Here is a 17,750-nt window from a genome sequence, read left to right as displayed (position 1 = left end):
ATCCAACGCGACCGGGAACCGGGTTCCGGCGTTCAAAAATATCCCTCGCGCTTCTTCTTCTCCATCGAATCGCCGTCGGCATGGTCGATCAGGCGCCCGGCGCGCTCGGACTGCGTCCCGGCCTCCATCTCGGCGATGATCGCGTCGAGGTCGGCGGCGTCCGATTCCACCGCGCCGGTCAGCGGATAGCAGCCCAGCGTGCGGAAGCGGACCATGCGCATGGTCGGCGACTCGCCCGGCTCGAGACCGAAGCGGTCGTCGTCGACCATGATCAGCGCGCCATCGCGTTCGACCACCGGGCGGCGCGCGGCGAAGTAAAGCGGCACCACCGGAATCGCTTCGCGGCGGACGTAGCGCCAGACATCGAGCTCGGTCCAGTTCGAGAGCGGGAACACGCGTACGCTCTCGCCGGCGCCGACGCGCGCGTTGTACACGTCCCACAGTTCGGGCCGCTGCCTGCGCGGATCCCACCGGTGGCGCGCGTCGCGGAACGAGAACACGCGTTCCTTGGCACGCGACTTTTCCTCGTCACGGCGCGCGCCGCCGATCGCGGCATCGAAGCCGCCCGCGTCGAGCGCCTGCTTGAGCGCAAGCGTCTTCATGATTTCGGTATGCACGCTGGCGCCGTGGGTCTGCGGCCCGACGCCATCGCGCACGCCGTCCTGGTTGACGTGCACGCGCAGCTCCACCCCGGTTTCCGCGGCGCGGCGGTCACGGAACGCGATCATCTCGCGGAACTTCCAGGTCGTATCGACGTGCAGCAGCGGAATCGGCGGCCGCGCCGGGGCGAACGCCTTGAGCAGCAGGTGCAGCAGCACCGAGCTGTCCTTGCCGATCGAATACAGCAGCACCGGGTTGCGGCACTGCGCGGCGACCTCGCGCAGGACATGCAGGCTTTCGGCCTCGAGGCGGTCGAGGTCGCTGTCGGATTCCGGGGCGCTCATCGGCGACATTGTAGCCAGCCCGGCCGCGAAATCCTGGCGGATCGGGAGAGCGGCAGCCCTGGCAGGAGCGGCTTCAGCCGCGAGCTTTTCCAGCGGCATCCTCGACGGCCAGCAAGAGCTCGCGGCTGAAGCCGCTCCTACAGGTGCCGATCAGGTGACGGCGGCTACGAACGGCCGTAGACGTCTTCGTAGCGGACGATGTCGTCCTCGCCGAGGTAATCGCCGGACTGCACCTCGATCAGCTCGAGCATCTCCGTGCCCGGATTCTCCAGCCGGTGCCTGGCGCCCAGCGGAATGTAGGTCGACTGGTTGGCATGCAGGTCGAAGACATCGTTGTCCCGGGTCACCCTCGCGATGCCGCGCACGACGATCCAGTGTTCGGCGCGATGCCGGTGCGATTGCAGCGACAGTCGCGCGCCGGGCTTGACCTTGATCCGCTTGACCTGGAAACCGTCGTCCTGGTCGACCGAATCGTAGCTGCCCCAGGGGCGATGCACCTCGCGATGCAGGATGGCGTGGCTGCGCTGCTCGGCCTTGAGCCGGGCGACCACCTCCTTGACCTGCTGCACCTTGTCCTTGTGCGCCACCAGCACCGCGTCGTCGGTCTCGACCACGACCAGGTCGTCCACGCCCACCAGCGCCACCAGCCGCCGCGCGTAGGCATAGCTGTTGTGGCTGTCGATGGCGATCACGTCTCCGTGGCGGGCGTTGCCTTCGGCGTCCTGCTCGCTGACGTCCCACAGCGCCGACCAGGAACCGACGTCGTTCCAGCCGATGTCGACCGGCAGGACCATCGCCCGGTCGGTCTTTTCCATCACCGCGTAGTCGATCGAATCCGACGGGCTGGCGGCAAACGCGGCCTTGTCCAGGCGGATGAAATCACCGTCGCGCTGCGCGGCTGCCAGGGCCGCGCGCACCGCGGCCAGGATGTCCGGGCGGAAGCGCTCCAGCTCGGCCAGGTAGCGCGACGCACGGAACAGGAACATGCCGCTGTTCCAGTAATGATCGCCTGCATCGAGGTAGCGCTGCGCGGTGGCTGCGTCGGGCTTCTCGACGAAGCGCAGCACCCGGCGCACGCCTCGCTCGCCAGACTGGCCGGCCTCGGACTGGATGTAGCCGAAGCCGGTTTCGGCCGATTCGGGCACGATGCCGAAAGTCACCAGCGCGCCGTCCAGCGCCGACGGAATGGCCGCGCGCACGGCGGCCTGGAAGGCTGCCACGTCGCGGACGACGTGGTCGGAGGGCAGCACCAGCAGCAGCGGGTCGTCGCCCTGCGCCGCCGCCTGCAGCGCCGCCGCGGCGATCGCCGGCGCGGTGTTGCGGCCAACCGGCTCGAGCACGATCGCGGCGTGCTCCATGCCGACCTGGCGCAGCTGCTCGGCCGCGAGGAAACGGTGTTCCTCGTTGGCGACCACGATCGGTGCGGCACCTTCGGCCAGCGTCGCAACCCGCAGCCAGGTGTCCTGCAGCATCGTGCGCTCGCCGGCGAGCGCCAGGAACTGCTTCGGGTACGCCTCGCGCGAGAGCGGCCACAGCCGCGTCCCCGACCCGCCCGAGAGCAGGACCGGTTGCAGGCGCGCGGCTTGGTCGGACATCGTCAGGGCTCGTGGGGAGGGCGTCGGCAGTTTACCCTGTGCCCCGACCGCTTCCGTTGTCAGGAGACGCGATGCCAGCGCCCGCCACATCCCCGCCACGCGAGGCGCAGCGCCTGCAATGGGCGCGCCGTGCGAGCGGCCATCCCGGACTGGAGCTGCAGCGCGCGTCGGTCGATGCCGGCTTCCGCAGCTACTGGCGCACCGTGGGCGAGGACCCGTCGCGCATCGTCATGGACGCGCCGCCCGATCTCGAGGACACCGGCCCGTGGCTGCGCATGCGCGACCTGCTCGAATCCGGCGGCGTGCGCGTGCCGCAGGTGCTGGCACGCGACCTCGACCAGGGCTTCCTGCTGATCGAGGACCTCGGCGGCCCGACCCTGGCGCAGGTGATCGACGACGACAATGCCGATGCGCACTTCGACGCTGCGATCGGACAGCTGCTGCGCCTGCAGTCGATTACGCCGCCGCAGGACCTGGGCACGTTCGGCGAGACGTTGCTGCAGCGCGACGCCGGGCTGTTCGAGGAGTGGTTCCTGCGCCGGCACCTGGGCCTGCAACTCGATTGCGACGACCTCGAACGCCTCGAACTCGCGCAGCGCCGGCTGATGGACAACGCGCTGTCGCAACCCAAGGTCCTGGCGCACCGCGATTTCATGCCACGCAACCTGATGCCGACGGCGCCCGGCCCGGCGGTGCTCGATTTCCAGGACTGCGTGCGCGGGCCGATCGCATACGATCCGGCCAGCCTGTTCAAGGATGCGTTCCTCGGCTGGCCTCTGGCCCGCGTCGACGGCTGGCTGCAGCGCTACCACCAGCGCGCATCCGCTGCCCGGCTGCCGGTTCCGCCGCTGGACGCGTTCCTGCGCGATGCCGACTGGATGGGCGTGCAGCGCCACCTCAAGATCCTCGGCATCTTCGCCCGCCTGCATCATCGCGACGGCAAGTCGCACTATCTTGCCGACGCACCGCGCTTCATCGGCTATCTCGACGACGTGCTGCCGCGGCATCCGCAGTTGCGGCCGCTGGCCGAACTCCTCGAACAGCGGGTGAAGCCGGCGATGCAGGCGCTGGCCGCGGCATGAAGGCGCTGATTTTCGCCGCCGGCCTTGGAGAGCGCATGCGGCCGCTGACGAACACCACGCCCAAGCCGCTGCTGGAAGCCGGCGGCAAGCCGCTGATCGCGTGGCACCTGGAAAAGCTCGCAGCCTCCGGCGTGCGCGACGTGGTGGTCAACATCTCGTGGCTGGCGGACCGGTTCCCGCAGGTGCTGGGAGACGGCGCGCGCTGGGGCCTGCGCATCGCCTATTCGCACGAGGGTCCGGTACCGCTGGAAACCGGCGGCGGCATGCATTACGCCCTGCCGTTGCTGTGCGGCGATACCAGCGCGCCGTTCATCGCCATCAACGGCGACATCTGGACCGACTACGACTTCACCCGCCTGCCGCGCGAGCCCGCGGGCGACGCGCACCTGGTGCTGGTCGACAATCCGTCGCACAACCCGCGTGGCGACTTCGCGCTCGCCGCGAACGGGCATGTCGACAGCGATGGCAACGAACGCCTGACCTTCGCAGGCATCGGCGTCTATCGTCCGACGCTGTTCGAAGACTGGCGCCAGGTGATCGGCGATGCGCCGGGCGCCGATGCCTCACCGCCCCGCTTCAAACTGGCTCCGCTGCTGCGCGCGGCGATGGCGCGGGGACGGGTCGGCGGCGAGCGTCACGGCGGGCGCTGGACCGATGTCGGCACACCGGCTCGCCTGGCGGAGCTCGACGCAACGCTCCCCTGACCCCCCTCCCGCGCAGCGTCCACGCCCCCGCTGCGACGGTTGCGCGCGCTCGCACGTACCTTGAGCCAATGCCCAGTCCCCTCGACACGGATGACGAAGCGCAACTGGTCCGCCGCGCTCGCTGGGGACAGCAAGCGGCATTCGCCGAACTCTATCGCCGCCATGCGCGCGCCATCCATGCGCTCGCGCTGCGCCTGACCGGCAACCCGTCGACCGCCGAGGACATCACCCAGGAATGCTTCCTCAAGATGCTGCAGTTCCTCGGCGGCTTCCGCGACGACACGCCGCTGCGGCCGTGGCTGAAGCGGGTGGCGGCCAACGCCGCGATTGACCGCCTCCGCCGCGACCGGCGCCTCGTCGCCATCGAGGAAGAAGAGGCGCATCCCGGGCACGGATCCGATCCTCTGCTCCATGCCGAATCGCTCGGCGTGTTGCGACGGTTGGGCCCCGTCGAACGTACCGTGGTATGGCTGCACGCGATGGAAGGCTGGTCGCACCCTGAACTCGGCCGGCGCTTCGGGCGCAGCGAAAGCTGGTCGAAGTCGATCGTCTCGCGCACCTTGTCGCGGCTGCGGCACGAACTGGACCAACCCGAGCCCCATGATGACCCCTGACGACATCCTGCAAGCACACCTGCAACAGCTGCAGGACGCGCCGCTGCCGCCCGACCTGTGGCGGCGCGTCGATCGCGCACGCCGGTACGGGCAGAAGCGGCGCATCGGCATCGCAGCGAGCACGCTGGCGTTGGCCGCGGTCGTCGTGCTGTTGCCGCTGATGCAGCCGATGCCCGTAGCCCGGAAAGCTGCGCCCACCCTGGCAGCAACTCCGTCCCCGCACCTCCACGTCGACGCCGACACCGAACTGCGCGCGCTCGATCGCACATTGCAGGCCGGCTACGCCCGCAACGCCAGCGACGCGGAGCTCGAACCGCTGTGGGCCCAGCGCCGGCGACTGCTGGCCGGCGGCGACGCCGACCCCGATACCCCGCGGCGGCGCGGCCTGCGCATCTGATCCGAGGATCTCCCATGAACGTCATCCGCGCCATCCTCCTGCTCGCCTGCCTCGCCGCCCCCAGCCTTCTGTTTGCCGGCAACGGCGCAGACCAAGTCGAAGCCGGGGTGGATGCCGCCCTGCTGCATCTGGCCGAGCGCGGCGCGCTGGGCCGCTTCGACCAACCACTCACCATTTCCCGGCCTGCGCAGGTGCGCTACGAACTGGGCGCGGTGGTGGACGTGCGCAAACCCGATCCGCGCGGCCTCGAAGTGCTCGCCATCACCCCCGGCGGCGCGGCGGCGCGCATGGGCCTGAAAGCCGGCGACAGGCTGGTGGCGATCAACGGGCGACGCCTCGATGGCAACGGCGCGCCCGCGTCCCTGCTGCTCGATGCGGTGCGCGATGGCCATGGCGCGGTGCAACTGCTGACGACGCGCGGCAAGTCGCGGATGGAACTCGCCGGGCAGGCCGATGCCGCCGCGGTGCCGGCTTACAGGCTCACCATCGGCGAAGCCGCGCCCGCCGCCGGGGGTGGCTGTGGCTACGTGTCGTACTCCGCGACGCCTCCAGGCAGCCAGGGACTGTTCGAAACGCTCATCACCAGGATCGACGGCCGCAGCACGCCCCCGCGGATCAACCTCCTGCGCGTACCCGCCGGGCGCCACGTGCTCACGCTGCAGGAGCTCGTCCCCGAGCATCGCCTGAGCGCGTCGCAGAACCTGCAGCGCAGGCTGATGCAGCGTCAATCGATGATGCGGGCCTACAAGTCGCTGGTCGTCGACGTCAAGCCGGACACCGATTACCGGGTCGCCGCACGCCTGCACAAGGGCAAGCTGGATCGCGCCAGCATCCGCGCCAACGAGTACTGGGAGCCGGTGGTGTGGGCACAGCGTTCGATCCGGTGCCGGTGAGCAAAGCCGTGGACTCACACGAAGGACGGTCGACGATGTCGGCGCCTTGCGGCCGGCAAGACGTCCACCAACCGTCGCGAATCGCCGGAAGCAATGCAGGAGCATGCACATGAAAGTGGGAGTCGCCCTGATCGTCCTCGTTTGGCTGCCGTCGCTCGCGTGGGGGGCGCCGCAGGAGGCGAAGAAGCGGCCCCCGATGGCGTCGTTCAGCGCGCCGGCGACGCCGGTGACAGGCCGGATGATGCTGCGGGATTCGACTGACGACGTACTGGCCACGCAGACCCAGGGCCTGCTCGCGGCGCGTCCCGACATCCGCTGGCGCATCGCGGGTGAACAAGCCCGCGCCCATGGCCGCAATGAGGACGCCTACCGGCGCTTCCGGCGCGCCGCGCGTTATGGCGACAAGCAGGCGCAATCGATCCTGGCACGCATGCACCACGACGGCGAAGGCGCCGAGCGCGATCCTGCGCTGGCTTTTGCCTGGATGGCGCTCGCCGCCGAGCGCGGCGACGCCGCCTACGTTCAACTGCGCGACCGCTACCGGCGGCAGCTGGACGAAGCACAACGCGCGAAGGCCGACGCCGACCTGGCGGCACTGCGGGCCGAATATGGCGACGAGCGCGCCTTGCCGAGGTTGCGACGGAGCATCCGCACGGCGCGACACGAGGCAACCGGCAGCCGGCTCGGCTACGCCGGTGCGCTGGAGGTCACCGCGACCAATGGCGCGCGCGATACTTCCGGCACTTCGCTGTCCGGGCCGGACTATTACGATGAAAAGTACTGGCGCAGTCCGCAGCCCGCGACGAACCAGTCGTCAACTCCGCCGGCCGATGGCATCGACAAGGGAATGAAGAATGGACAATGAGACCGTGGGTCGCAGAGGCACCGCCCGCTCCGGAAGCCCGCGCAGCGGCGAACGAGCATGCGCCGCTTTTTTCCATTGGTTTCAGCGTGGCGCGATCGCAGGCGGGACGGCGTCGATCCTGCTGTGCCTGTCGTTCGCCGCAGGCGCGCAGGAGCCGGCACACCCGCGCGTGCTGACCGCGCAGCCGCCACCCGAACGCGCCGTGGTCGGCAACTACATCGGCGAGCCCGGCATCCCGCCGGAAATGCTCACCTCCGGGTTCCTGTCGGCGCATCCCGACATCCGCTGGCGGCGTGAAGCCTCGTATTCCTATAACCGCAAGGAGTACGAACTGGCGCTGGACCAGTTCACGCGCGCAGCGCGCTACGCCGACAAGCCTTCGCAGGCGATGATCGCCGAGATGTACTGGAAGGGCCTGGGCGTCCCGCAGGACCGAGAACTCGGCTACGCGTGGATGGATCTGGCCGCCGAGCGCATGTACCCCAACTTCGTGATCAAGCGCGAGCGCTACTGGCAGATGCTCGACGCCGCGCAGCAGCGCAACGCCATCGAACGCGGCCAGCAGCTGCTTGCCGAATACGGCGACGACGTGGCCAAGCCGCGGCTGGCCAAGCTGATGCAGCGCGCCCGGCGCGAAACCACCGGCAGCCACCTGGGGTATGCCGGCGGCGGCCTGAAGATCACGCCGATGACCGGACCGCTGGCCGGCACCGGGGTGACGATGTCGGCGGAGGAATATTACGCGGACGAGTTCTGGGATCCGCAGCACTACTTCACCGCGCAGGACGCCGAGTGGGGTTCGCCGAAACACGGGCAGGTCGATGTCGGCGAGCTCGAAAACGTGGCGCCGGCGCAGAAGGCAACCCCGCACCCGGAGCCGACGCCCGATCCCTGAGCCGGCGCCGCGGCGCCGATGCCCGGGTGATCGAAGCGACACGACTGCCGCGCCGGCCGGCTATTGCGCTCCCTGCCCCGCTTCGCCACCCAGGATCTGGCGCAGGAACGGCACCGTGATGCGCCGCTGCTCGGCAAGCGAGGCGTGATCGAGCTGGTCGAGCAGTTTTGCCAGGCTCGACAGGTCGCGGTCCACGCGACGCAGCAGCCAGTCGATCGCAGCGGCGTCAATCGCCAGTCCCCGGCTGCGCGCGCGCAGCGACAGGACCTCGCGGCGACCGTCGTCGTCCAGCGGCGAGAGCGCGATGCGCGTGCATTGCGACAGCCGTGAGCGCAGGTCCGGCAGCTTCAGCGGCAGTGCGTCCGGCGTCGCGCGCGCGGCGTACATCACCGCGGTCCCGGCATCGCGCGCGCGATTGTGGAAATCGAAAAGGGCGACCTCGTCCTCCCTCCGGCCGGCGACGAGGTCCAGCCCGTCGAGCGCGATGAACGGATTGTCGTGCAGCGCTTCAAGCGCCTCGCGCATCCGCCCCGCGGTCGCGGCAAGCGGCAGGTAGGCGCTGCGACGTCCGCGCGATTCGGCGGCAGCGCAGGCAGCCAGCGCGAGGTGGGTCTTGCCGGAGCCGGGCGCGCCCACGAGGTACAGCCAGTCGCCGGCCTCGCCCGAAGCCAGCGCTTCGATCTGCGCCAGCGCGCCGCTTGGCGCCGCCACGAAACCCTCGAAACGCTGGTCGGGCGGATAGCGCAGCGCCAGCGGCAGTTGCCCGGCCGCCCGGGCCCCCGGCTGGGTCACGCCCGGCCTTCGCCTTCGCCTTCTTCGGCGTCGCCGTCATTGCCCGGCATGATGATGCCGCCCTCGCTGACGCGCTGGTCGGGGATCACGATCGCCGGGGCCTGGCCGGCATACAGCCGGCTGTGGGTGTAGCGGGCGTGCGCGTAGCGCAGCAGAACGTTGGCCACCGCCGCCACCGGCAGCGCCAGCAGCATGCCGAGGAAGCCGAATAACTGGCCGCCAGCCAGCACCGCGAAGATCACCGCCACGGGATGCAGGCCGATGCGATCGCCGACCAGCTTGGGCGTCAGCCAGTAGCTTTCGATCACCTGCCCCACGCCGAACACCGCCAGCACCCCGGCCACGTGCTTCCAGTCGCCATGCTGCACCAGCGCGGCGATGACGCCGAACACCACGCCGCTGGTCGGACCCAGGTAGGGCACGAACGTCAGCAGGCCGGCGACGATGCCGATCAGCAGGCCCAGGTCCAGGCCGATCGCCCACAGGCCGATGCCGTACATCGCCCCGAGGATCAGCATCACCGTGAACTGTCCGCGCAGGAAGCCGCCGAGCATCTCGCTGGATTCCTTCGCCAGCTGCGAGGCGATGGCCAGGTGGTCGCGCGGCACCAGCGACGCGGCGCGTTCGACGAACACGTCCCAGTCGCGCAGGAAGAAAAACGTCAGCACCGGGATCAGCACGACGTTGGCGATCATCGCGAACACCGCGAACCCCGAACGCGACAGGTAGCCGAGCGCGGTGGTGGCGATGCCGCCGGCACGCTCCCAGTGCACGCGCAGCTGCTCGATCATGTATTCCGGATCCAGCCATGTCGAAAGCTGCAGTCGCGTGCGCTGTTCCAGCCACGGCACCGCGGTGCCGACGAACCAGTCGCGGTAGTGCGGGAGCGATTCGACCAGGGTGATGACCTGGCGTTGCAGCGTTGGCACCAGGATCAGCAGCGCCAGTGCGAGCAGCAGCGCCATCAGGGTGAACACCAGGATCACCGCGGTGTTGCGGGAGCGCCCGGCGCGCTCGAGGCGATCGACCAGCGGATCGCCCAGCCAGCCGAGCAGCGCCGCGACCACGAACGGCGTCAGGATCGGTCCCAGCAGCCACACCAGCCAGCCGGCGGCGAGTGCGACCAGCGCCCACTGCAGGCGCTTGAGGAACCGGGAGATGTCGCCCGCGGGGGTCTCGTCCATCGGCGGAGGCCTCAAAGCAGGCGGAACACGACGGGGGCGACCACGTCGCCCGGTGCGGCTTCGCGCGGCACCGATCCGTCTGGCGCGATGCCGCCCGTGGCACCGACTTCCAGCAACACCGCGTCGTCCACCATGCGGCGGAAACCCGGCAGCCCGGTCAGCAGTTCGAGGTCGACCTCGAGCCCCTCGGGCGTGGCCCGCAGCGGCGTCATCCCGCGCACCACCGACATGCCCTGCAGCAGTGCGGACAGGCGGACGTAGTCGCTGCCATCGTCGATGCCGGTGAAGGTCACGCGATACTTGCCGGGCGGTCCGGCCGGGCTATGCCTGGCGTAGCGCTTGGTGAGCGCATCGGCGGCGCCATCGGCGCCGGTGGCCATCGCGCGGCGCGCATCGACCTCGCTGCCGCTCCACTTGGACAGGACCCGGCCGTTGTCGACGAAGGTCCAGTCGGCGGTCCAGCCGCCCTTGCTGCGGTAGAGCTTGCCGATCAGCTGCATGGGCGGGCTGTAGCGCGAGGACAGCCGCGCGATGGCGGCGACGTCGCCCCGCCAGATCGCGCCGACGGCGGCCTGCTCGGCGGCGCTGCCCGACGGCAGCCCAAGGCTGAAACCGCGCTGCTTGGCCCGCTGCAGCACCGAGCGGGCGACGTTGTTCTGTGCGAGCGCCACCAGGCGCGGGCCGGAGCCGTCGTCGATCGCCAGCCACAGCACCGGCTTGGGGCGCGGCGCCGGCCACACCGGCAATCCCAGCGCGGCCGCGAGGCCGTCGACGTCCTCTTCGCGGAAACGGACCACCAGCTTGGTGCTGAAGCTGGGCGCACCGCTGGCCGACACGCCTTCGTCCTGCCGGTAGTCGTACCCGTCCACGTACTCCTTGGCGCGACGCAGTTCCCTGCCCACGCCCGGTCGGGATGCCGCCGCGCCGTCGCCCGACAGCTTCGCCAGCACCTCGGCCAGCGCGCGCGAGAAGCCGGCGTTGCGCGCGGCTTCGTTCTGGCTGTTGACCGGGACTTCGGCGGCATAGAGCCCCTGTGCGACAGCGCGATCGCCCTCCACGCGCTGCGCCTGGGCGCCGGTGGCAGCCAGCAGCGTGCCCAGCCACAGCGCGGTCGCCCACGCCCACCGCTTGCGGTTTGATCCCTGCATCGTCGCTACCTGCCTGCACGCCAATGGAAATGGTGCCACAAAGGCGCCCTGCGGATTTCGCGACGGAAGGGTCGATGCCAGCGGCCGGCGCGCCTGGCCGCTGAACATTGCGCCCGCCGACAGACGCGGCCCAGGGCTGCCCGGCTGCTAAAATCGCCGCTTTCCCGCGCAGCGAGCCATCGTGACCGGTCCGAACCCCTCCGCACCCACGCCGATGACCTATCGCGAGGCCGGCGTCGACATCGACGCGGGCAACCAGGTCGTCGAACGCATCAAGCCGCTGGTCAAGCGCAGCTTCCGCCCCGAGGTGATGGGCGGACTGGGCGGATTCGGCGCGTTGTTCGACCTGTCGGGCAAATACCGCGAGCCGGTCCTGGTGTCCGGCACGGACGGCGTCGGCACCAAGCTCAAGCTCGCCCAGCAGCTCGGCCGCCACGACAGCATCGGCATCGACCTGGTCGGCATGTGCGTCAACGACGTGCTGGTCCAGGGCGCCGAGCCGCTGTTCTTCCTCGACTACTTCGCCACCGGCAAGCTGGACATCGACACCACCGTGGCGGTCGTCGGCGGCATCGCGAAGGGCTGCGAATTCGCCGGCTGCGCGCTGATCGGCGGCGAGACGGCGGAAATGCCGGACATGTACGCGCCCGGCGATTACGACCTGGCGGGTTTCACCGTCGGGGCGGTCGAGAAGTCCGAGCTGCGCGACGGCAGCCGGGTCGAGGCCGGCGACATCCTCCTGGGCCTCGCCTCCAGCGGACCGCATTCAAACGGCTATTCGCTGATCCGGCGCATCTTCGACCGCGCCGGGCGCCCCGGCAACCTCGACCTTGGCGGCGTGCGCCTCGAGGACGCACTGATGGCGCCGACCACGCTCTATGTGAAGCCCATCATGCAGCTGCTGCGCGGCGACCAGGGTGCGTCCATCCATGCCATGGCCCACATCACCGGCGGCGGACTCACCGAAAACATCATCCGCGTGGTTCCCGACCACCTCGGGCTGGACATCGAAGCCTCAACCATCGTGCTGCCGCCGGTGTTCGACTGGCTGCAGCGCGAAGGCGCGGTCGCCGACCAGGAAATGTGGCGCACCTTCAACTGCGGCATCGGCTTCGTGCTGGTCGTGCCCGCGGGGGCCGTGGCGGCGGTTGAAGGCGAGCTCGACCGCGTCGACCTGTCGCATCGGCGCATCGGCAAGGTGGTCAATGCCAACGGTGGCGATCGTGTCCGGATCGGCTGACCGCGCTTCCCGACCGCCCATCCCCGAACCGCAATCCCGGCCATACCGCATCGCAGTGCTCGCCTCAGGGCGCGGCAGCAACCTGCAGGCGCTGCTCGATGCGATCGCCGATGGCAGCCTGGCGGCCGCGATCGTCGGGGTGTTCTCCGACCGACCGTCCGCCGTGGCGCTGCAGCGCGCCCGCGATGCCGGAATCCCTGCCAGGTCGCTGCGCCCGAAGGCATTCGCCACCCGTGCGGAGTTCGACGCCGCGCTGTTCGCGGCCGTGGACGAGGTGCAGCCGGACCTGATCGTCTGCGCCGGCTACATGCGCCTGATCGGCGGCGCCGCAGCGGACGCCCGGCAGGGCCGGATCATCAACATCCATCCGTCGCTGCTGCCAGCCTTCAAGGGCCTGCGCACCCACCAGCAGGCGCTGGACGCGGCAGCAGGAGAACATGGCGCGAGCGTGCATTTCGTCACGCCCGACCTCGATGGTGGCCCGGTGATCGCGCAGGCGCGCGTGCCGGTGCATGCGAACGACGATGCCGACACCCTCGCCGCGCGCGTGCTGGAGCGGGAGCACCCGCTGCTGGTCGAGACCGTGCGCTGGCTCGCGGCGGGGCGCATCGCCCTGGCTGAAGACGTTGTTCATGTCGACGGGCGTCCGCGGGCGCCGCTTCAGCTTGCAGCCAACCAGCGATTTGCATGATGTCGGCCCCATGAAGCCACTTCCCATCCTTGTGCTGCTGGCCTCGCTCGCGGGGCTGCCCGCGATCGCCCAGGACACGCCCGCGCAAGGCACGCCCGCGCCCGCGGCATCCGCCGCGACGTCTGTAGAAGCGCCGTCGCCGGCGCTCGAACCGTTCGTCGCCACCTACGAGGCGTACAACAAGGGCGAACTGGCCGGCAACGCAACCATGAAGGTCGTGCACAACGGCGGCGCGCAGTGGCGCGTGGACCTGGGCATCCGGGGCAATCGCGGCTTCGCGGGGATCCTCGGGCTCAACATCCAGCAGAGCACGGTGTTCGATGACATTGGCGGCCAGTTCCGTCCGCTGACCCAGAGCACGATCCGCAAGGGCCTGTTCCTGGGCAAGAAGATCAACGGTGTCTACGACTGGAACACCCGCAGCGCGCGCTGGCAGGGCAGCATCAAGGATGAACGCAGCAAACCGATCGCGCTGCGCGATGGCGACATGAGCGGCTTGCTGATCAATCTCGCCGTGATCCGCGACGCGCGCCCGGGTGCGCGCCTGCAGTACCGCTTCGTCGACGGCGGGCGCGTGCGCGACCACATCTACCAGGTCGCCGACGAGACCGAAACGATCAAGGTCGGCGAGCTGAGCTACAACGCGATGCGGGTTTCACGCGTCAACGGCGGCAACGATGAGACGATCTTCTGGGTCGTCAATGGCGTGCCGACTCCGGTGCGCATGCTGCAGCGGGAAGATGGCCGCGACGGCATCGACCTGCGCCTGACCGAATACCAGGGAATCCAATGATGAAGCATCTCCGCGCGAACAAGACGCCCGCCCTTTCCATCGCCGCGCTGCTGCTCCTGTCGAGCGTGCCCGCACTGGCGATCGAGCCCTTCGCCGCCAGCTACCAGGCCAACTACATGGGCCTGCAGGGCAACGGCAGGATGACCCTGGAGCCGCAGGGCAACGACCGATGGAAGTACACGCTCAGCATCGGCAGCGGTGGCATCAAGCTCGACCAGAGCACGGTGTTCGAGGACCACGATGGCAAGTGGCGCCCGATCTCGGGCACCGACTCGTCGTTGCTGCTGATCAAGAAGACCGACAAGCAGGCGACGTACGACTGGGACAAGGGCGTGGCCACGTGGAGCGGCGACGTGAAGTCCGAACGCGCGGGACCGGTGAAGTTGAAGGCCGGCGACGTCGACGCGCTTCTGCTCAACCTCGAGCTCGCGCGCGACGTGCCCGCGGGCAAGCCTCTCTCGTACCGGATGGTCGAGGACGGTCGCGTCAAGCAGATGACTTACAAAGTGGTCGGCAAGGACCAGGTCACCGTGGGCGGCAAGTCGCGTCCTGCGACCAAGGTTTCCTACGCCAGCGGCAACAAGGAAACCGTGGCGTGGGTGGTTGACGGCCTGCCGGTCCCGGCGCGCATCCTGCAGCGCAAGGACGGCAAGGACGAGATCGACCTGCGGATCCAGTCGGTCCAATAGCCGCTGGTTTCGCGCGGGCGACAAGCCCCCGCCCCGAATCGACGCAATCGCGCGTCAGTCGTCCTTTTCGGACAACGTCGTTTTGCAGTCCACCCGGATCGGCTGCCCGTCTTCCCTGCCCCGCCAGTAGTAACTGTGGCACTCGCGCCTGCCCTCGCGCGTGCTGCGCACGGTCACCGCGTACCACGATTGCAGGGTTTCGGCGGTGGAAACCGTCCCGTCCCCGTTCCAGTCCATGTCCTGGGTCGCGATGCCCGCGGTGAACGCCAGGCCTGTATGCCAGGCGTAGCCCGAATACAGCAGCAGCAGCGCCAGCGCGCCGAACAGCAGCTTGCGCCTCAGGGGAATGCCCGACTGGCGAGTGACGCGGGACATGTCAGTCGACTCGCCGGATCTTCGCGCCCAGCCCCGAAAGCTTGCGCTCGATGTTCTCGTAGCCGCGGTCGAGGTGGTAGATGCGGTCGATGGTGGTGTCGCCTTCCGCGACCAGGCCGGCCAGGATCAGCGAGGCCGAGGCGCGCAGGTCGGTTGCCATCACCGGGGCGCCGCTGAGTTTCGGCACGCCGGTCACGGTGGCGCGGTTGCCCTCGATATGGATCTCGGCGCCCAGCCGCACCAGTTCCTGCACGTGCATGAAGCGGTTCTCGAAGATCGTCTCGTCGATGGTGCCGACGCCCTCGGCGATGCAGTTCATCGCCATGAACTGCGCCTGCATGTCGGTGGGAAAGCCCGGATGCGGCGCCGTCACGAGGTCGACCGCCTTCGGCCTGCGCCCGCGCATGTCGACGGTGATGGCGTCGCCGCGGGTGCCGACGTCGGCGCCGGCTTCGACCAGCTTGTCGAGCACCGTGTCGAGCGTGCCGGGGCGCGCATGGGTCGCGGTGACGCAGCCGCCGGTCATCGCCGCGGCCACCAGGAAAGTGCCGGTCTCGATGCGGTCAGCGACAACGCGGTGGCTGCCGCCGTGCAGCCGTTCGACCCCGCGCACCACGATGCGGTCGGTGCCCGCGCCTTCGATGTCGGCGCCCATCGCCACCAGGCAGTCGGCCAGGTCGACGATCTCCGGCTCCTTCGCCGCGTTGTCGATCACCGTGGTGCCATCGGCGAGCGTCGCGGCCATCAGCACGTTCTCGGTCGCGCCCACGCTGACGATGTCGAACGCCACCTTGCCGCCACGCAGCCGCGCGGCGCTGGCCTTGATGAAACCGTGTTCGAGCGTGATCCGCGCGCCGAGCGCCTCCAGCGCCTTGATGTGCAGGTCGACCGGCCGCGAGCCGATCGCGCAGCCGCCGGGCAGCGAGACTTCCGCCGCGCCGTGCTTCGCCAGCAGCGGGCCGAGCACCAGCACCGAGGCGCGCATGGTCTTGACCAGCTCGTACGGGGCGACGTGGCTGCGCACGGTGCGCGGATCGATCTGCAGGTCGGCGCCGTCCTGGACGATCACGCCGGCGCCCAGTTCGGCCAGCAGGCGCAGCGTGGTCTTGACGTCGTGCAGGTCGGGCACGTTGCCGATCGAGACCGGCTCGTCGGCCAGCAAGGTGGCGCACAGGATCGGCAGCACGGCGTTCTTGGCGCCCGAGATGGCCACCTCGCCGTTGAGCGCGATGCCGCCGCTGACGATGATCTTCTGCATTCGGGGGCCTGCTGGCTCGTTGACGGCCGCGGCGGCGCCGGGGCGCGCGCGACAGGAAGTGGGAAAGTGTATGCGTGGACGTGTGGCGGCGCAGTCGCGCAGCCGCCCGGCTACTGCGCCGCGTGCTCGGCCGGAGTCATCGTACGCAGCGCCAGGGCGTGGATCTCCCCGCCCATCAGCGTGCCGAGCGTGGCATAGACCAGGCGGTGCCGCGCCAGCGGGAGCTTGCCCTGGAACGCGTCGGACACCACCAGCGCCTCGAAGTGCACGCCGTCGTCGCCCTGCACCGCGACTTGCGCTCCGGGCAGGCCCTGTTCGATCAACTGGCGAATGGTGTTCGTGTCCAAGCTGGGATCCTCGTGAAGCCCGCATGAGCAGGACGCGTTCCGCAGCCGGGCAAGCGGGCTTTTGGGCCGCGAAGCGCATAAAATGAACCGATTAGCCTAACGGAAAGGCCCCGGCTTCGATATGGCCGACAACACGGCGTTCCCCGCAACACCGTCCATCGACGATGCAACGCTGGCTGCCAGCGGCCGGCGGGTCCTCGCCACCGAGGCCCGCGGGCTGGAGGCGGTCAGCGACCGGATCAACGGCGACTTTTCCCGCGCGTGCCGGCTGTTGCTGGCCTGCCGCGGCCGCGTGGTCTGCATCGGAATGGGCAAGTCCGGGCACGTGGCGCGCAAGATCGCCGCCACCCTCGCCTCCACCGGCACGCCGGCGTTCTATGTCCACCCCGGCGAGGCGGGCCACGGGGACCTGGGCATGATCACCGACGCCGACGCGGTGCTGGCGCTGTCTTATTCGGGCGAGTCCGACGAGATCCTCACGCTGCTGCCCGTGCTCAAGCGCCAGGGAAACCCGCTGCTGGCGATGACCGGCCGCACGCAATCGACGCTCGCGCGGGAAGCCGACGTGCACCTGGACGTGAGCGTCCCCGCCGAAGCGTGCCCGCTGCACCTGGCGCCGACATCCAGCACCACGGCGTCGATGGCGATGGGCGACGCGCTGGCGGTGGCGCTGCTGGAGGCGCGCGGGTTCACCGCCGACGACTTCGCCCGCTCGCATCCGGCCGGCGCGCTCGGCCGACGCCTGCTGCTGCATATCCGCGACGTGATGCACGCCGACGACGAAGTGCCGATGGTTTCCGCAGAGGCCTCGCTGGCCGACGCGCTGATGGAGATGAGCCGCAAGCGCCTGGGCATGACCGCGATCGTCGATGCCGATGGCCGCCTGCTCGGCATGTACACGGACGGCGACCTGCGCCGCACGCTGGCCGATCCGGCCATCGACGTGCATCGCGCGCGGATCGCCGATGTGATGACGCGCTCGCCGGTGGCGATCGATGCCGATGCCCTGGCCAGCGAAGCCGCCCGCCTCATGGAAGATCGCAAGATCACGATGCTGGTGGTGCTCGACTCGGGGCGCCGCGTGGTCGGTGCGCTGAATATTCACGACCTGTTGCGGGCGCGGGTGGTTTAAGGGCCGGCACTGCCGGTCCGTCACTGCTGCACGCGCAACTTCAACCCGGCGTCCCTCAGCTCGCTTTCATGCCCCGTATTGCGGGCACGCGATACGCTCCCTCGTTTCCTGG

Annotated in this window: 20 protein-coding genes; 12 read left to right on the top strand and 8 right to left on the bottom strand. The window is 69.6% G+C overall.

The annotated features are described in order from the left end of the window. Nucleotides 1-32: 32 nt before the first annotated feature. Nucleotides 33-944, bottom strand: a complete 912-nt coding sequence (gene cysD / locus ACFOM9_RS02040) for a sulfate adenylyltransferase subunit CysD (RefSeq protein WP_386705703.1) — start codon at nucleotides 942-944, stop codon at nucleotides 33-35. Nucleotides 945-1,108: 164 nt separating this feature from the next. Further along, on the bottom strand, nucleotides 1,109-2,539 hold the full coding sequence (locus ACFOM9_RS02035) for a mannose-1-phosphate guanylyltransferase/mannose-6-phosphate isomerase (protein ID WP_386705701.1): 1,431 nt from the start codon (nucleotides 2,537-2,539) through the stop codon (nucleotides 1,109-1,111). 71 nt (nucleotides 2,540-2,610) lie between these two features. Between ACFOM9_RS02035 and ACFOM9_RS02030 the strand changes: the two genes are divergently transcribed. From ACFOM9_RS02030 to ACFOM9_RS02000, 7 genes are all read left to right on the top strand, one after another. After that, nucleotides 2,611-3,621, top strand: coding sequence for an aminoglycoside phosphotransferase family protein (locus tag ACFOM9_RS02030; RefSeq protein ID WP_386705699.1), 1,011 nt, complete (start codon nucleotides 2,611-2,613; stop codon nucleotides 3,619-3,621). Beyond that, the gene (gene murU, locus ACFOM9_RS02025; protein WP_386705697.1) at nucleotides 3,618-4,325 is read left to right on the top strand and encodes an N-acetylmuramate alpha-1-phosphate uridylyltransferase MurU; all 708 of its coding nucleotides are present in this window, start codon (nucleotides 3,618-3,620) and stop codon (nucleotides 4,323-4,325) included. The genes ACFOM9_RS02030 and murU overlap by 4 nt, the downstream gene beginning before the upstream one ends. Nucleotides 4,326-4,393: 68 nt before the next feature. Then, entirely contained in the window at nucleotides 4,394-4,939 is a 546-nt protein-coding gene (locus tag ACFOM9_RS02020) for an RNA polymerase sigma factor (RefSeq protein ID WP_386705695.1), read from the top strand. Continuing rightward, the gene (locus ACFOM9_RS02015; protein ID WP_386705693.1) at nucleotides 4,929-5,336 is read left to right on the top strand and encodes a hypothetical protein; all 408 of its coding nucleotides are present in this window, start codon (nucleotides 4,929-4,931) and stop codon (nucleotides 5,334-5,336) included. Before ACFOM9_RS02020 ends, ACFOM9_RS02015 begins: the two co-directional genes overlap by 11 nt. A gap of 14 nt (nucleotides 5,337-5,350) precedes the next feature. Beyond that, complete coding sequence (locus ACFOM9_RS02010; RefSeq protein WP_386705692.1) at nucleotides 5,351-6,229, top strand: PDZ domain-containing protein; 879 nt, start codon at nucleotides 5,351-5,353, stop codon at nucleotides 6,227-6,229. Between the two features lie 109 nt (nucleotides 6,230-6,338). Continuing rightward, complete coding sequence (locus tag ACFOM9_RS02005) at nucleotides 6,339-7,094, top strand: hypothetical protein (RefSeq protein WP_386705690.1); 756 nt, start codon at nucleotides 6,339-6,341, stop codon at nucleotides 7,092-7,094. 169 nt (nucleotides 7,095-7,263) lie between these two features. After that, nucleotides 7,264-7,989, top strand: coding sequence for a sel1 repeat family protein (locus ACFOM9_RS02000; RefSeq protein ID WP_386705688.1), 726 nt, complete (start codon nucleotides 7,264-7,266; stop codon nucleotides 7,987-7,989). A gap of 60 nt (nucleotides 7,990-8,049) precedes the next feature. Here the strand turns inward: ACFOM9_RS02000 and hda are convergent, their stop codons facing one another. Genes hda through ACFOM9_RS01985 form a run of 3 tightly spaced genes read right to left on the bottom strand, consistent with a single transcriptional unit; the run spans nucleotide 8,050 to nucleotide 11,113 of the window. Next, nucleotides 8,050-8,781: a DnaA regulatory inactivator Hda gene (gene hda, locus ACFOM9_RS01995; RefSeq protein ID WP_386705686.1), complete on the bottom strand. Its 732-nt coding sequence runs from the start codon at nucleotides 8,779-8,781 to the stop codon at nucleotides 8,050-8,052. After that, entirely contained in the window at nucleotides 8,778-9,965 is a 1,188-nt protein-coding gene (locus ACFOM9_RS01990; RefSeq protein WP_386705684.1) for an AI-2E family transporter, read from the bottom strand. The genes hda and ACFOM9_RS01990 overlap by 4 nt, the downstream gene beginning before the upstream one ends. A gap of 11 nt (nucleotides 9,966-9,976) precedes the next feature. Then, nucleotides 9,977-11,113 carry a DUF2066 domain-containing protein gene (locus ACFOM9_RS01985; RefSeq protein WP_386705683.1) on the bottom strand — a complete coding sequence of 379 codons (1,137 nt, stop codon included), beginning with the start codon at nucleotides 11,111-11,113 and terminating at the stop codon, nucleotides 9,977-9,979. 181 nt (nucleotides 11,114-11,294) lie between these two features. On the opposite strand from ACFOM9_RS01985, the gene purM reads away from it, so the two are divergent. Genes purM through ACFOM9_RS01965 form a run of 4 tightly spaced genes read left to right on the top strand, consistent with a single transcriptional unit; the run spans nucleotide 11,295 to nucleotide 14,526 of the window. Next, nucleotides 11,295-12,353, top strand: a complete 1,059-nt coding sequence (gene purM, locus ACFOM9_RS01980) for a phosphoribosylformylglycinamidine cyclo-ligase (RefSeq protein WP_386705681.1) — start codon at nucleotides 11,295-11,297, stop codon at nucleotides 12,351-12,353. 19 nt (nucleotides 12,354-12,372) lie between these two features. Continuing rightward, nucleotides 12,373-13,044, top strand: a complete 672-nt coding sequence (purN, locus tag ACFOM9_RS01975; RefSeq protein ID WP_386707243.1) for a phosphoribosylglycinamide formyltransferase — start codon at nucleotides 12,373-12,375, stop codon at nucleotides 13,042-13,044. Nucleotides 13,045-13,054: 10 nt separating this feature from the next. After that, nucleotides 13,055-13,837 carry a DUF3108 domain-containing protein gene (locus ACFOM9_RS01970; protein ID WP_386705679.1) on the top strand — a complete coding sequence of 261 codons (783 nt, stop codon included), beginning with the start codon at nucleotides 13,055-13,057 and terminating at the stop codon, nucleotides 13,835-13,837. Continuing rightward, complete coding sequence (locus ACFOM9_RS01965) at nucleotides 13,837-14,526, top strand: DUF3108 domain-containing protein (RefSeq protein WP_386705677.1); 690 nt, start codon at nucleotides 13,837-13,839, stop codon at nucleotides 14,524-14,526. Before ACFOM9_RS01970 ends, ACFOM9_RS01965 begins: the two co-directional genes overlap by 1 nt. Nucleotides 14,527-14,580: 54 nt before the next feature. Here the strand turns inward: ACFOM9_RS01965 and ACFOM9_RS01960 are convergent, their stop codons facing one another. From ACFOM9_RS01960 to ACFOM9_RS01950, 3 genes are all read right to left on the bottom strand, one after another. Beyond that, on the bottom strand, nucleotides 14,581-14,901 hold the full coding sequence (locus ACFOM9_RS01960) for an EF-hand domain-containing protein (RefSeq protein WP_386705675.1): 321 nt from the start codon (nucleotides 14,899-14,901) through the stop codon (nucleotides 14,581-14,583). A gap of 1 nt (nucleotide 14,902) precedes the next feature. Next, nucleotides 14,903-16,159 carry a UDP-N-acetylglucosamine 1-carboxyvinyltransferase gene (murA, locus tag ACFOM9_RS01955; protein ID WP_386705673.1) on the bottom strand — a complete coding sequence of 419 codons (1,257 nt, stop codon included), beginning with the start codon at nucleotides 16,157-16,159 and terminating at the stop codon, nucleotides 14,903-14,905. A gap of 110 nt (nucleotides 16,160-16,269) precedes the next feature. Further along, complete coding sequence (locus ACFOM9_RS01950) at nucleotides 16,270-16,506, bottom strand: BolA family protein (protein WP_386705671.1); 237 nt, start codon at nucleotides 16,504-16,506, stop codon at nucleotides 16,270-16,272. Between the two features lie 121 nt (nucleotides 16,507-16,627). Here ACFOM9_RS01950 and ACFOM9_RS01945 point away from each other — a divergent pair, with 121 nt between their 5' ends. Then, on the top strand, nucleotides 16,628-17,638 hold the full coding sequence (locus tag ACFOM9_RS01945) for a KpsF/GutQ family sugar-phosphate isomerase (RefSeq protein ID WP_386705669.1): 1,011 nt from the start codon (nucleotides 16,628-16,630) through the stop codon (nucleotides 17,636-17,638). The last annotated feature ends 112 nt before the right edge of the window (nucleotides 17,639-17,750 follow it).

The organism is Luteimonas notoginsengisoli, assembly GCF_042648885.1.
In the GTDB taxonomy this organism is placed as follows: domain Bacteria; phylum Pseudomonadota; class Gammaproteobacteria; order Xanthomonadales; family Xanthomonadaceae; genus Luteimonas; species Luteimonas notoginsengisoli.
Note: the sequence above shows the minus strand (reverse complement) of the source record. Positions and strands in the feature narration are given on the sequence as shown.

What these genes read in the sequence shown, in the direction of transcription:
- cysD (WP_386705703.1), bottom strand. Translation starts at nt 944, where the DNA reads ATGAGCGCCCCGGAATCCGACAGCGACCTCGACCGCCTCGAGGCCGAA.
- ACFOM9_RS02035 (WP_386705701.1), bottom strand. Translation starts at nt 2,539, where the DNA reads ATGTCCGACCAAGCCGCGCGCCTGCAACCGGTCCTGCTCTCGGGCGGG.
- ACFOM9_RS02030 (WP_386705699.1), top strand. Translation starts at nt 2,611, where the DNA reads ATGCCAGCGCCCGCCACATCCCCGCCACGCGAGGCGCAGCGCCTGCAA.
- murU (WP_386705697.1), top strand. Translation starts at nt 3,618, where the DNA reads ATGAAGGCGCTGATTTTCGCCGCCGGCCTTGGAGAGCGCATGCGGCCG.
- ACFOM9_RS02020 (WP_386705695.1), top strand. Translation starts at nt 4,394, where the DNA reads ATGCCCAGTCCCCTCGACACGGATGACGAAGCGCAACTGGTCCGCCGC.
- ACFOM9_RS02015 (WP_386705693.1), top strand. Translation starts at nt 4,929, where the DNA reads ATGACCCCTGACGACATCCTGCAAGCACACCTGCAACAGCTGCAGGAC.
- ACFOM9_RS02010 (WP_386705692.1), top strand. Translation starts at nt 5,351, where the DNA reads ATGAACGTCATCCGCGCCATCCTCCTGCTCGCCTGCCTCGCCGCCCCC.
- ACFOM9_RS02005 (WP_386705690.1), top strand. Translation starts at nt 6,339, where the DNA reads ATGAAAGTGGGAGTCGCCCTGATCGTCCTCGTTTGGCTGCCGTCGCTC.
- ACFOM9_RS01990 (WP_386705684.1), bottom strand. Translation starts at nt 9,965, where the DNA reads ATGGACGAGACCCCCGCGGGCGACATCTCCCGGTTCCTCAAGCGCCTG.
- ACFOM9_RS01985 (WP_386705683.1), bottom strand. Translation starts at nt 11,113, where the DNA reads ATGCAGGGATCAAACCGCAAGCGGTGGGCGTGGGCGACCGCGCTGTGG.
- ACFOM9_RS01970 (WP_386705679.1), top strand. Translation starts at nt 13,055, where the DNA reads ATGAAGCCACTTCCCATCCTTGTGCTGCTGGCCTCGCTCGCGGGGCTG.
- ACFOM9_RS01965 (WP_386705677.1), top strand. Translation starts at nt 13,837, where the DNA reads ATGAAGCATCTCCGCGCGAACAAGACGCCCGCCCTTTCCATCGCCGCG.
- ACFOM9_RS01960 (WP_386705675.1), bottom strand. Translation starts at nt 14,901, where the DNA reads ATGTCCCGCGTCACTCGCCAGTCGGGCATTCCCCTGAGGCGCAAGCTG.
- murA (WP_386705673.1), bottom strand. Translation starts at nt 16,159, where the DNA reads ATGCAGAAGATCATCGTCAGCGGCGGCATCGCGCTCAACGGCGAGGTG.
- ACFOM9_RS01945 (WP_386705669.1), top strand. Translation starts at nt 16,628, where the DNA reads ATGGCCGACAACACGGCGTTCCCCGCAACACCGTCCATCGACGATGCA.